General features: G+C 57.4%; 14 protein-coding genes. 9 read left to right on the top strand and 5 right to left on the bottom strand.

Annotated features, from left to right (window positions below; all coding sequences use genetic code 11):
- Window positions 1-7: 7 nt before the first annotated feature.
- Genes ACR0KL_RS20800 through ACR0KL_RS20790 form a run of 3 tightly spaced genes read left to right on the top strand, consistent with a single transcriptional unit; the run spans window position 8 to window position 2904 of the window.
- Window positions 8-757, top strand: a complete 750-nt coding sequence (locus ACR0KL_RS20800) for an SDR family oxidoreductase (protein ID WP_170668160.1) — start codon at window positions 8-10, stop codon at window positions 755-757.
- 15 nt (window positions 758-772) lie between these two features.
- A complete protein-coding gene (locus ACR0KL_RS20795; protein ID WP_480777461.1) occupies window positions 773-1618 on the top strand; it encodes a fumarylacetoacetate hydrolase family protein in 846 nt (281 codons plus the stop codon).
- Window positions 1615-2904, top strand: a complete 1290-nt coding sequence (locus ACR0KL_RS20790) for an L-fuconate dehydratase (protein ID WP_480777460.1) — start codon at window positions 1615-1617, stop codon at window positions 2902-2904. The genes ACR0KL_RS20795 and ACR0KL_RS20790 overlap by 4 nt, the downstream gene beginning before the upstream one ends.
- Window positions 2905-3320: 416 nt before the next feature.
- Here the strand turns inward: ACR0KL_RS20790 and ACR0KL_RS20785 are convergent, their stop codons facing one another.
- The 5 genes from ACR0KL_RS20785 to dctP all read right to left on the bottom strand — a co-directional run bounded on the left by ACR0KL_RS20785 (window position 3321) and on the right by dctP (window position 9038).
- Window positions 3321-4835, bottom strand: a complete 1515-nt coding sequence (locus tag ACR0KL_RS20785; protein ID WP_170681096.1) for a malonate--CoA ligase — start codon at window positions 4833-4835, stop codon at window positions 3321-3323.
- 5 nt (window positions 4836-4840) lie between these two features.
- Window positions 4841-6097, bottom strand: coding sequence for a malonyl-CoA decarboxylase domain-containing protein (locus ACR0KL_RS20780; protein ID WP_170681098.1), 1257 nt, complete (start codon window positions 6095-6097; stop codon window positions 4841-4843).
- Window positions 6094-7410, bottom strand: a complete 1317-nt coding sequence (locus ACR0KL_RS20775; RefSeq protein ID WP_170681100.1) for a TRAP transporter large permease — start codon at window positions 7408-7410, stop codon at window positions 6094-6096. Before ACR0KL_RS20775 ends, ACR0KL_RS20780 begins: the two co-directional genes overlap by 4 nt.
- Window positions 7411-7415: 5 nt before the next feature.
- The gene (locus tag ACR0KL_RS20770) at window positions 7416-7958 is read right to left on the bottom strand and encodes a TRAP transporter small permease (RefSeq protein WP_170549798.1); all 543 of its coding nucleotides are present in this window, start codon (window positions 7956-7958) and stop codon (window positions 7416-7418) included.
- Between the two features lie 93 nt (window positions 7959-8051).
- Window positions 8052-9038, bottom strand: coding sequence for a TRAP transporter substrate-binding protein DctP (gene dctP, locus ACR0KL_RS20765; RefSeq protein WP_170681102.1), 987 nt, complete (start codon window positions 9036-9038; stop codon window positions 8052-8054).
- A 134-nt stretch (window positions 9039-9172) separates the two neighbouring features.
- On the opposite strand from dctP, the gene ACR0KL_RS20760 reads away from it, so the two are divergent.
- The 6 genes from ACR0KL_RS20760 (at window position 9173) to ACR0KL_RS20735 (ending at window position 12789) form a co-directional block, all read left to right on the top strand.
- The gene (locus ACR0KL_RS20760; protein ID WP_170681104.1) at window positions 9173-9832 is read left to right on the top strand and encodes a GntR family transcriptional regulator; all 660 of its coding nucleotides are present in this window, start codon (window positions 9173-9175) and stop codon (window positions 9830-9832) included.
- A gap of 185 nt (window positions 9833-10017) precedes the next feature.
- A complete protein-coding gene (locus ACR0KL_RS20755; protein ID WP_170681106.1) occupies window positions 10018-10692 on the top strand; it encodes a Crp/Fnr family transcriptional regulator in 675 nt (224 codons plus the stop codon).
- 102 nt (window positions 10693-10794) lie between these two features.
- Window positions 10795-11004 (top strand): YgaP family membrane protein, encoded by a 210-nt coding sequence (locus ACR0KL_RS20750; protein ID WP_170681108.1) that lies wholly within the window; start codon window positions 10795-10797, stop codon window positions 11002-11004.
- Window positions 11004-11438: a YeeE/YedE thiosulfate transporter family protein gene (locus ACR0KL_RS20745; RefSeq protein ID WP_170681109.1), complete on the top strand. Its 435-nt coding sequence runs from the start codon at window positions 11004-11006 to the stop codon at window positions 11436-11438. The genes ACR0KL_RS20750 and ACR0KL_RS20745 overlap by 1 nt, the downstream gene beginning before the upstream one ends.
- Window positions 11439-11441: 3 nt before the next feature.
- Entirely contained in the window at window positions 11442-11879 is a 438-nt protein-coding gene (locus ACR0KL_RS20740; protein ID WP_480777459.1) for a DUF6691 family protein, read from the top strand.
- A gap of 25 nt (window positions 11880-11904) precedes the next feature.
- Window positions 11905-12789: an MBL fold metallo-hydrolase gene (locus ACR0KL_RS20735; RefSeq protein WP_480777458.1), complete on the top strand. Its 885-nt coding sequence runs from the start codon at window positions 11905-11907 to the stop codon at window positions 12787-12789.
- The last annotated feature ends 9 nt before the right edge of the window (window positions 12790-12798 follow it).

The following is a 12798-nucleotide window of genomic DNA, read 5'->3' as shown; positions in this document are numbered from 1 at the left end:
GGACGACATGACCAAACCACAGGGCCGTTTGGCCGGAAAGAAAGCACTGATTACTGCTGCAGGGCAGGGCATTGGCCGCGCCAGCATCGAGAAATATGTGGCCGAAGGCGCGCAGGTGATTGCCTGCGATATCAATGATGCAACGCTTGCGGAATTGGCTGCGATCGAGGGTGTGACGGCTCTGAAGCTGGACGTCACCGATGCGGATGCCGTGGCTGGGGTCGTCGCAACCGTCGGAGCGTTGGACGTTTTGTTCAACTGCGCAGGGTTCGTTGGGGCTGGGTCCATTCTGGATTGCGACGACGACCAGTGGGATTTCAGCTTTGATCTGAACGTCAAGGCGATGTACAGGCTGGCTAAGCTGGTTCTGCCCGGCATGTTGGAAAATGGCGGTGGTTCGATCATCAACATGTCTTCGGTCGCATCGTCGATCAAAGGCGTGCCGAACCGCTTTTCGTACTGCGCGTCCAAAGCGGCCGTGATTGGCCTGACGAAATCGATCGCCGCTGACTTCATCACGCAGGGCATCCGCTGCAACGCGATCTGCCCTGGCACCGTAGATAGCCCCAGCCTACACGACCGCCTGCGCGCCACCGGCGACTATGAGCAAGCGATGAAAGACTTCATCGCGCGCCAGCCCATGGGCCGTATCGGTCACGCAGACGAGGTTGCCGCCTTGGCCGTCTATCTGGGCAGCGATGAGACCGCATTCACCACCGGACAGACCTTCGCCATCGATGGCGGCTGGACCGTTTGATCAGGGAGATTTGAGATGAAACTGCTGCGTTACGGTCCGGTCGGACAAGAAAAACCCGGCCTTATGGATGAAAATGGCGTGATCCGCGTTTTGTCGGGTGTCATTGACGATATAGCGGGCGACGCGTTGTCGGATGCCGGGCTTGATGCCTTGCGCGCGTTGGATGTGGATGCTCTGCCCGAGGTCGAAGGTACCCCGCGCATTGGAGCCTGTGTCGGGCATGTGGGCAAGTTCATTTGCATCGGCCTGAACTATGCCGACCACGCTGCTGAATCTGGCATGGCACTGCCCGAAGAACCGGTGATCTTCTTCAAGGCGACCTCGGCGATCATGGGACCTGATGACACTGTGGAAATCCCCCGCAACTCAGTCAAAACCGATTGGGAGGTCGAACTGGGTGTGGTGATCGGCAAGCATACAAAATACGTATCCGTCGAGGACGCGCTGGACCATGTCGCGGGCTATTGCGTGGTCAACGATCTGTCGGAACGCGACTTCCAGCTGCGCCGCTCGGGCCAGTGGGTAAAGGGCAAGTCCGCCGACACGTTTGGCCCCATCGGCCCATGGCTGGTGACGCGTGATGAGGTGTCGGACCCGCAGAACCTGCCGATGTATCTTGAGGTGAATGGGCACCGGTATCAGGACGGCTCGACCAGAACGATGCATTTTGACGTAGCAACCGTGATCTCGCACTTGTCGCAATTCATGTCACTGCAACCCGGCGATGTGATCTCAACCGGAACGCCTCCGGGCGTGGGTATGGGGCAGGACCCGCAGACCTATCTGAAACCCGGCGACCGGATGGAGTTGGGGATCGAAGGTTTGGGCGTTCAGCGCCAAACCGTTGAGGCGAGCAAATGACCCAGATAACCGGCATTCGGACCGAGGACCTGAGGTTCCCGACCTCGGCCAGTTTGGATGGGTCGGATGCGATGAACCCTGATCCCGACTACTCCGCCGCCTATGTGGTGCTGGAAACTGACGGCGCGCATGAGGGTCACGGACTGACCTTCACCATTGGCCGCGGCAATGAGATCTGTGTAGCCGCGATCGAAGCCCTCGGTGCGTTGGTAAAAGGGCTGGAACTGGACTGGATCATCGAAGATATGGGCCTGTTCTGGCGTCATATCACCGGTGACAGCCAGCTGCGCTGGATTGGTCCCGACAAGGGGGCGATCCACCTAGCGACTGGTGCGGTCGTGAACGCGGCTTGGGATCTATGGGCCAAAGAGGCGGGCAAACCCGTCTGGCAATTGGTCAGCGAGATGAGCCCCGAAGAAATCGTGCGCTTGATCGACTTCCGCTACCTGACCGATGCGATTACTCCGGATGAGGCGTTAGCGATGCTCCGCGCCGCTGAACCGGGCAAAGCGGAGCGTATCGCTAAACTGAAGGACGAGGGCTATCCCTGCTACACGACCTCGGCGGGCTGGCTGGGCTATCCCGACGACAAGCTGCGCCGCCTTTGCCATGAGGCCAAGGAGGCGGGCTTTACTCATACCAAGTTCAAAGTTGGCCGCGATCTGGATGACGACATTCGCCGCCTGACCATCGCACGTGAAGTACTGGGCGAAGACATGAACATCATGATCGACGCCAATCAGGTGTGGGAGGTCGATCAGGCGATCCACTGGGTCAAGGCCCTGTCCTTTGCACGCCCCTTCTTCATTGAAGAACCCACAAGCCCCGACGATGTATATGGCCACAAGGCGATCCGAGAAGGCGTCGCACCGGTCAAAGTAGCGACCGGCGAGATGTGCCAGAACCGGATCATTTTCAAGCAGTTCATCAAGGAAGGCGCGATCGACATCGTTCAGATCGACAGCTGCCGGATGGGTGGGCTGAACGAGGTGCTCGCTGTCATGCTGATGGCGGCGAAATACGAACTGCCGGTTTGGCCCCATGCCGGGGGCGTGGGCCTGTGCGAATATGTCCAGCATATGTCGATGATCGACTACATCGCGATCTCGGGCGAGAAGGACAGCAAGCGGATCGAGTATGTCGATCACCTGCATGAGCACTTTGTCGACCCCTGCGTGGCGAAGAACGGGGCCTATTTCGCGCCGACGCAGCCCGGGTTCTCGATCGAGATGAAGCCCGACAGCATCAGAGAATTCCGGTTCCTGCCTCCATTGGCAGCGGAATAAACCCCTATGGCTTGCCTCTAATAGCAACATTAATCGGGCTGCGCTTTACCCGACCTGAAGGAGATACAAAACGTTCAACTTTGGGAAAACGGCCTTTGGGGCCGCCAGTATTGTTGCGCTCGGCGAAACCGCAGCTCTGTCGCAGCGCCGGTTTACTGCAAGAAACTTTGACCCGCCATGCGCTATACATGACATCATCCAAGTATTGGCTCAAATTTTCGAACCATACCATGACGGATGGCCAGCTGATTCGTCATGCGGTTAGGAATATATGTATATCTGCGAACTGACTGAGACTCCTCGACAGGTTTGGCTAAGTGACATCTAACGTGTTTTTCGCGCACGACTTTTGCGAAATTAGGGCAAGCCGCAGTTGCCCCCACGTTGCATTGCTTGATCGGAAAAACGGCAGCCTCTCATGCGGCCACGAACATTTCCTTGTACTGGTCACGTAGGATGTTCTTTTGAACCTTTCCCATGGTGTTGCGGGGAAGCTCATCTATCAGGATCAACTTGCGGGGGTGCTTGAACCGCGCGAGGCTGTTGCATACCGCAGCCTGCATCTGTTCAAGGTTGGGGGTCTCTCCCGGTTCCGCGACAATCACACCAAGAACCGTTTCTCCGAAGTCTGGGTGGGGTACGCCAACGACGGCGCTTTCCAGCACGCCGGGTTGGTCATCGAGCACCAGTTCAATCTCCTTGGGGTAGATATTATAGCCACCTGAGATGATCAGGTCTTTGTTTCGGCCTACGATCTGGACATAGCCCTCTTCATCGATCCGGCCCAGATCGCCGGTGATGAAAAAGCCGTTCTCCCGTAGCTCGGCCGCGGTTTTTTCCGGCATTTGCCAATAGCCTTTGAATACGTTTGGTCCGCGCACCTCGATCTCTCCGATCTCGCCATTGGGCAGGGCGTTGCCGTCAGAGTCGCAGATTATCAGCTCAACCCCGGGCAGTGGCACGCCAACGGTGCCTGCGCGACGCTCCCCTTCATATGGGTTTGACGTATTCATATTGGTTTCGGTCATGCCATAGCGTTCGAGTATGCGGTGACCGGTACGCTGTTCGAACTGCACATGCGTTTCCGCCAGCAAAGGCGCGGAACCGGAAACAAACAGGCGCATGTGTTCGGTCAGTTCCTTTGTGAACCGATCGTCATCCAACAGGCGGGTATAGAAAGTGGGCACGCCCATCATCGTCGTGGCCTGAGGCATCTGACGGATAATCTCGTCCATATCGAACTTGGGCATAAAAATAATGCTGCTGCCCGCAGCCAGTGACACATTGGTTGCCACAAACAGTCCGTGAGTGTGAAAGATCGGCAGCGCGTGCAGCAGCACATCGTCGGATGTGAAACGCCATTCTTCGACGAGCGTTTCAGCATTCGACAACAAGTTGTTCTGGGTCAGCATCGCGCCTTTGGACCGGCCCGTGGTGCCGGATGTATAGAGGAATGCCGCCAAATCCTCGCCGTCCCGATCGACTGTGTCGAAACTGATAGGCATAGCCGATGCCTTTTCCATCAGGCTACCGCTGCCATCCGCGTTCAGGGTCTCTACGCGCGCGCTCAGTTGCGCGCCAATGGGGGCAAGTTTCTCTTCACTTTTGGCGTCACAGACAATCAGCGAGGCACCGCTGTTTTCAATAAAGTAGGTCAGCTCATCAACGGTATAGGCGGTATTCAAGGGTAAAAACACCAGGCCGGCCTGCGCGCAGGCGGCATAGAGGGCCAGCGCTTCTGCTGATTTCTCGATCTGCGCCGCAACCCGGTCGCCGGGCTTTAGGCCTAGCTGTGTGGTCAGGTGGGCGATCTGCGCTGCGGTGCTTAAAAAGTCCTGATGCGTTATCACCGAACCGTCGAGCAGATGCAAAAAAGGTGTGTCTTTGCCGGCGTGAGCGCCGAACAAACCGTCATAGAGAGGATTGGCCATAGGGATTACCTTTCCTGTGTCGATGTGAGAGAGGCGGACGCGGCAAGCGATTTGACCTCAGTCGAGGCGTTCACCTCGCGGGTATTCGCAAATTGCTCGTGGTTCTGCGCCACGCGGCTAAGGTCATAGAGATAGTTGACCATGGTGCCGCCGGACTGTGCCCGCCCCTTGTCCGAAGTATCGGCATCGGCATGAACCGCGTGAATCAGCGCACCGTTGCCAAGATGGAACCGCGCCACCGGGTCGAACGGCATGTTGCCCCAGCCCTTGGCGTTCAGCAGGTAATGCGCCGCCAGCCCCTTCATCTGATCGGGCTTTTCGATGTCCCATTCAATTTTTTCCTGCGTCAGCCACTGGCTCAGGCCCGGAATGGGCGACAGGGTGACAAAGGTCTTCAGCCCCGACAATTCCGCCGCCAGATCCGAGGCCACCTGCTTGATCAGCGAGTTGCCGAACGAGATGCTGGCCAACCCGGCCTGACAATTCGAGATCGAGTAGAACACAGCCGTATCCGCCTGATCCTGCGGCAGCGGATCGCGGTCTTCGGCAAGCAACGCCTGAACCGAGCCCGGGATACCTTGGTTCAGAGCCACTTCGACAAAGATCAGCGGCTCATCAGGCATCGAGGGGTGAAAGAAAGCGAAACAGCGCCGGTCGGTTGGCTCGAGCCTGCGGCGCAGGTCATCCCAGCTGTCGATGGCGTGGACTGCCTCATAAGCAATGATCTTTTCCAAAATATGCGCCGGGCTTTCCCAGTTGATCGGGCGCAGCACCAGAAAGCCACGGTTGAACCAGCTGGCGAATAGATGCCGGAAGTCCAGGTCAAGCGCCTGCAGTTCCGGTTCCTTGCCGCCCAGCCGCAGCAGATCGGCGCGCATCTGTACCAGTGCGCCGGTGGCACCGGGCACGCGGTTCAACCGGCGGATCAATTCCTGTCGGGCCGGTTCCACCGCAGCCGCAAAGCTGCGATAGGTGGCTTTCGAGGGGTCGCGTTCGTATTCATCCAGCGACGACCGCACCGCCTCGGGGTCGATATTCATGGCCGAGGCGATATAGCGGAAGAACTCCAGCTTTTCCTCGTCGCCCAGAGTGTCGAACCGGGTTAGGATTTCCTCGGCCAGCGCCAGCCCCGAAGTCTCGCCCGCTGACCCGACCAGCGCATCGGCCAGTTCGGTCAGCGGGCGGCCGTCGAGGGCCGCCGCGCCCGAGCGGCGATAGCGCCGCTCGAACACAGTGGACAGAAGATCCGCCAATAGGGTCATACCGTCGTTCCCATCACCAGGTCTGGCAGCCAGGTGGCCAGACCGGGGAACAGGCAGAGCAGGACAATTGCGATCACCATGCAGGCCACGAAGGGGAGAGAGCCTGTCAGGATGGTCTTCAGCGAGATGTCGGGCGCGATGCCGTTGATCACATAGAGGTTCAAGCCGACGGGGGGTGAGATCAGACCAATCTCCATGTTGATAGTCAGTACAACCGCAAACCAGATCGGATCAAAGCCAGCGGTAGTGATAATAGGCAACAGGATCGGTGCCGCCATCAGGATTACAGCGACGGGGGGCAGGAAGAACCCGGCGATCAGAAGGAACACGTTGACCGCACCCATCAGAACCCAGCGGTTCACATCCAGCGTACCGATCCATTCAGCAATCGCCTGTGTAATGAACAGCGAGCTGAGCATGTACGAGAATACACCGGCAGCGGCGATGATGAACAGGATCATCACACTTTCCTTGGTGCTGTCGCGCAGCACGACCCAGATGTCCTTGGGGTTCCACAGCTTGTAGATGATCATTGCGATCAGCAGGCAGAGCAGGGCACCAACGGCAGCCGTTTCCGATGGCGTGGCGATACCGCCATACATGGCGTACAGCACACCCAGAATGATGCCGAGGAAGGGTAGAACCCGCGGCAGGATCTCGAAACGTTCACGCCAAGTGTAGCTGCCAGACCCCAGACGGGTGGCGTCACCGGATTTCCAAGTAGAATAAAGTGACCAGGCCATGAACAGACCGACCAGCATCAGGCCAGGGATGACGCCAGCCAGGAACAGGCGACCAATCGAAGTCTCGGTGGCGATGCCGTAGACGATCATGGTGACCGAGGGCGGGATCAAGATGCCAAGCGTACCACCTGCAGCGATGGAACCTGCGGCAACGCCGTCGGGATAGCCGCGCTTGCGCATCTCGGGGATGCCCATCTTGCCGATGGCGGCACATGTGGCAGGTGAAGATCCGGACATGGCTGCGAACAAAGCGCAGGCACCAAGGTTTGATACGACCAACCCTCCGGGTACACGGGTCAGCCAGCGTTCCAAGGCTTCGTACAAGTCGGCTCCGGCCCTCGTCGACGCGATGGACGCCCCCATGATGATGAACATCGGGATCGACAGAAGTGCAAAGTTATCCAGCTTTCCGAACAGAATCTCGGGCATAAGTTCCAGCGAGCGCGGACCGTCGAAGACAATCAGAAACCCGGCTGAAACGATCAACAAACCGATGGCGACCGATACGCCCGAAAACAGAACAAGGATGGTGGCGATGGCGACAATGGCGCCGAGCAGGAGGGGGTCCATCGGCTTTACTCCAGACCAAAGGGTTTATCGATGCCAAGCAGGACGGCGACGAGGTCAGCGATTAGCTGAAGCAGCAGCAGTCCAAAGCCGACCGGGATAGACAGGTAGGGAATCCACAGCCGCACACCCCATACGGTGTCAGATTTCCAACCTCGCTCCCATGCGAAGTGCCAATACTCGTAGCCGTAGAACAGCATGACCGAGACGATGGCGATGGACAGAACTGAAGTCAGGATCGCCATAAAATAGCGGGGGCGCGGGGCCAGCGAGATCGGGATCAGGTCGACATTCACATGCCCACGCAGGCGTTGCACATAAGGCAGACCAACAAGCGTGGCAGCGATGACAAGATAGATGACCGCTTCGGTCTGCCAGATTGTCGAGCCATTCAGGACAAAACGCACGACGATCATTTGGCAGGTGATGGCGACGGCAGAAACGATCATGGCTGCGGAACACCATCCGGCCAAAGTTGAAAGCGCAGCGACAAGACGAAGGAAAGGATTGTTCCCGGTATGGGAAGCAACGGCAGAGCTATGGCCGGCCATTTGCGTCTCCTGATGATTGAGATGCAATTAAGTCTGAAGATCAGAACTGAGATCAGTGCCGGGCGGCAGCGGAGCCGCCCGGGCAAGAAAGGGTCACTCGACCGCCAGAGCCTTGTCCAGCAGCTCCTGCCCGTCCGGCACTTCTTCCACGAAAGCCTTATAGGATGTTTCCTGCGCCAAGGCGCGCCATGCTTCGAAGTCTTCCGCGCTCATTTCGGCGATCTCGACGCCCGCTTCGGCGAAGACTTTGGCTGAGTTTGCGTCCTGCTTCTTGGCTTCTTCAAGATAGTAGGTCTGTGCCTTTTCAGACGCGGCCAGCAATGCAGCTTGCTGATCTTCATTAAGCCCGTCGAAGGTGGATTTGTTCATCAGCAGTGGCTGATACATGAACCACAGCGCGACGTCGCCCGCTGGCGTATAGCAGCTGACCTGTTCGTAGATGCGATAGCTGACGAAGGAAGATGATGAAGTATTGGCCGCCTGCAGAACACCGGTTTGCATGGCATTGTAGATTTCCGATGACGCCATCGAGGCGATCGAAGCATCGGCCCCGGCCAGCATTTGCTCAAAGGATTTACCTGCTGCGCGGGTCTGCAAGCCGGCGATGTCTTCGGGCTTGGTGATGCACTTGTCCTTTCCGGCAAAGCCACCGGCCAGATAGCCATGGACCAGAACCATCACGTCATCCTCGGCCATCTTCTCTTCCAACGCTTCCATGAAGGGAGAGTCGGAGAGACGCGCTGCGTGATCGTGGTTTTTCACCAGACCGGGCATTAAAGTCAGGTTATAGGCGGGCTGCTGACCACCGGCATAGCTGAGCGGCAGAACGGTCATGTCCAGCTGACCTCGGCTGAGCGGCTTGTACTGCTCGCGCGGTTTGAACAGCGATTTTGAGCCGAAAATCTTAATCTCCAGATCAACATCGGCGGCGGCAACCTCATCGGCCACGATCTGGGCGACCTGGTGACGGATGTCCTTGTTGGACCACTGGTGCGACAGGCGCAGCTCTTTTGCGGATACAAGCGTGCCAGCAGATACAAGCGCTGCTATAGCAACGGCTGTCTTAAAAATGGTTTTCATTATTTCCTCCCTGGTTCGACCCGGCGTACCGGGGTCAGGGTATGCTTAAGCCGGTTCTGTTTTTTAGTCAACGTTTTTGTATACAAGATCATTGCTCTTGAATTTTTCGCAAATTGAGTCCTATACATAATCCTATGGACTTACGACTTGCCGATAATATCGCCCAGGAACTGGAAGAGTTGATCTTTGACGGTACATTCTCAGATGGCGATCGTCTGGATGAGGTCAAACTGGCTGAACAGTTTGGTGTCTCGAGAACACCACTTAGAGAAGCATTTCAACGACTTGCGCTGTCGGGCTTGGTCGACCTCATTCCGCGCCGTGGTGCTTTTGTGCGACAGCCGGGTCCGGTAGAACTGATGGAGATGTTCGAGGTCATGGCCGAGCTCGAAGCTGTCTGCGGCCGACTTGCCGCTATGCGTATCTCCGAGGAGGCTTTGAAAGATCTGACGGACGCCAACGCGAGATGTCAGCAGGCCGTCGATGCCGGTGATCCAGACACGTACTACCTCGAAAACGAACGGTTTCATCGAATTATCTATAAGCAATCCGGGAATTCGTTTCTGGAACAAGAGGCCTCCAAACTGCATCGGCGCCTCAAACCTTTCCGGCGGCAACAGCTTCGATTTCGTGGCCGTATGGCGCAGTCGATGTCCGAACATGAGGACATCGTTCGCGCTCTTGAGGACGGTTTGGCGGACGATACTGCCAATGCCCTTCGTTCCCATGTCGCAGTTCAAGGCGAGAAGTTTCATAACCTGATGGCATCGCTTAAAAACACTGCTGAGCGATAAGCGGGCGGGGGTTCACCACCTCCAGCCACGCAGCCCAATTCTATTCCAGCACGGGGAAATGCCATGTGACAGGAATGGCATCTTTCAGAACGCGGTTGTTCGCCTCACATTCAAGATATCGCATTGAACAACAGCGCCGTTCTGACACAATTGCTGCGGCAAGCAAAATGGTAGGATTTTCGGCTATGCAACACTCTTGGATTGATAAGTTCAAAGGTCTCAGCCGCTTACCGGATACTGTGCGCGCCGACCTGATCAGCGGCAGTCAGATCGTCAACGTTCCCGCTGGCACGCAGATATTCGCGCCTGGCCAAACGGCTGACAATCTATTGCTACTGCTGGAGGGAACCGTCCGGGTTCAGCAGAAATCTGAGACCGGGCGCGAGGTGTTCCTCTACCGTGTTCACGCCGGTGAAAGCTGTGTGCTGACCACGGCGTGTATGCTGGCCTTCGAAGACTATTCCGCCGACGGCATTGCCGAGACAGACGTTTCAGCGGTAGCTATCCCGCGCCAAACGTTCGACGATCTGGTTGCGAAATCCCCTGTGTTTCGCGAGTTCGTCTTTTCAGCTTACTCACGCCGGATCACCGATCTCTTTACTTTGATCGACGATATCGTGTTCAAGCGTATGGACGTACGGCTGGCCTCGCGGCTGCTAGAGCTGGCAGGGGTAGGCGAAACCGTACACGCAACGCATGCAGTGTTGGGCACAGAGCTGGGCACGGCGCGCGAAGTGATCTCGCGTACCTTGGCGGAATTCCAGCGCCGCGGCTGGGTGGAACAGTCGCGTGGCGAAGTCTGCCTGACCGACCGCGAGGGGCTGGAACGCCTAGCAAGATCGGCGACGCCCGAGGTCTGAACTCAAACTTTGAATTTGCTTCGGCAGTTTGGTGACCATGTCACCAAAGCTGTGAGCTGCGCTGTGCAATTGTCATTTCATCGATTCCCGATGGAGTGTGACATGACCACAAATATGGGCAAACTTGACCGCGTTTTGCGCATTTTGATTGCTGCGATGCTTTTATACATGGCTTTGGGCACGAGCGTGCTGGGGGCGGGACTCCTGTTCTGGCTAGCGCTGATCGTGGCGGGTGTGTTCACCCTTACCGCCTTTGTCGGCAACTGCCCGCTCTATCGCATCGTTGGCCTCAAGACCTGTCAGAACTGCTGATGATCGAGACGGCATTTACCCCTTGGGCGTCGCTGACGGGCGGCGTTCTGATTGGAGTGGCCTCGGTTCTGCTGATGTTGCTGATTGGGCGCGTGATGGGGGCAACCGGTGTTTTGGCCGGGCTGTTGCGGCCTGCATCGTCCAGTGATTTTACTTGGCGCGCTGCGTTGTTGGCCGGCATGGCAACCGGCCCCTTGGTGGGGTGGGTAGTGTCTGGGCAGATGCCTCAGGTACAGGTGCCGGTCTCCACTGCCGCGTTTGTTCTGGGCGGTGTGATTGTCGGTGTCGGTGTGACCCTGGGCGGCGGCTGCACCTCGGGCCACGGTGTGTGTGGAATGGCGAGACTAAGCGTACGCTCGATCACAGCCACAGCAACGTTCATGCTGTTCGCCTTTGCCACGGTTTTCGTCACACGCCACGTTTTCGGAGGATAAAGCGTGAAACTCATCTCAACCTATTTGATCGGTCTGGTCTTCGGTGTTGGAATCTCGCTTTCCGGCATGGCGAACCCAGCCAAGGTGCTGAATTTCTTCGACCTGTTTGGTGCCTGGGACCCGTCCCTGATCTTTGTCATGGGAGGTGCACTGATAACCACCTTTGTCGGCTACAAGATGGTCTTCGGCCGCGCCGCACCCGTGCTTGAACCTGCGTTTCATTTGCCATCGGCGCGAAAGATCGACGTCAAGCTCGTCGGTGGGTCCGCCTTGTTCGGCATCGGTTGGGGCATCGCCGGATTCTGCCCGGGTGGCGCATTGCCCGCACTAGGCACAGGTCGCTGGGAGGTCTTCGCCTTCGTCAGTGCCTTGGTTGTGGGCATCGCCCTCGCCAAGGGCCTGCAGGCGGCGCTGGCTCCTGATTTGCAAACACATCCCTGAACTAAGACCAAGGAGGAGACAAGATATGGCCACTTACCCCGTAAACATGGCGATCAAGCCAGACGTATTTGCGTTCTTTGACGCAGCAACGAACACCATCAGCTACATCGTGAAAGACCCGGACTCGAGCGCTTGCGCGATCGTCGACAGTGTCATGGATATCGACTATGCGGCCGGGCGTATCACCTTTGAACACGCGGATGAGCTGATCCGGACTGTGGTCGACAAGGGCCTGCAACTGGAGTGGATTATCGAAACCCATGTGCATGCCGATCATCTGTCCGCCGCGCCGTATATTCAGGAAAAACTTGGGGGCAAGATCGGGGTCGGCTCCAAGATCACCGTGGTGCAGGACACGTTCGGCAAGGTCTTCAACGAAGGGACCGAGTTTCAACGTGACGGCTCGCAATTCGATGCGCTTTTCGAGGATGGCGACACCTATATGATCGGGAATATGCAGGCCTATGCCATGTACACGCCCGGACATACGCCAGCCTGCATGGTTCATGTCATGGGTGATGCGGCTTTTGTTGGGGATACGCTGTTCATGCCCGATGGCGGCTCCGCCCGCGCCGATTTTCCGGGCGGCGACGCGGGCGTTCTGTATGACTCGATTCAGAAAGTTCTGGTATTGCCGGATGAGACGCGTCTGTTCATGTGCCACGACTACGGGCCAAACGGGCGCGATATTGCCTGGGAAACCAGCGTAGCCGAGGAAAAGACCCACAATATCCATGTTGGCGGCGGCAAGACGAAAGAAGAATTCGTCAAGTTCCGCACCGAACGTGATGCAACGCTGGCGATGCCAAACCTCATTATCCCTTCACTGCAGGTCAACATGAGAGCAGGCGAGGTGCCCAAGGATCCCGACGGCAACCCGATGCTCAAAGTGCCTGTAAACACCCTCTAATGGGCCAGA

This window comes from Ruegeria sp. C8, from assembly GCF_056537565.1.
The sequence above is the reverse complement of the archived record's forward strand: the minus strand, read 5'-3'. Positions and strand labels throughout refer to the sequence as shown.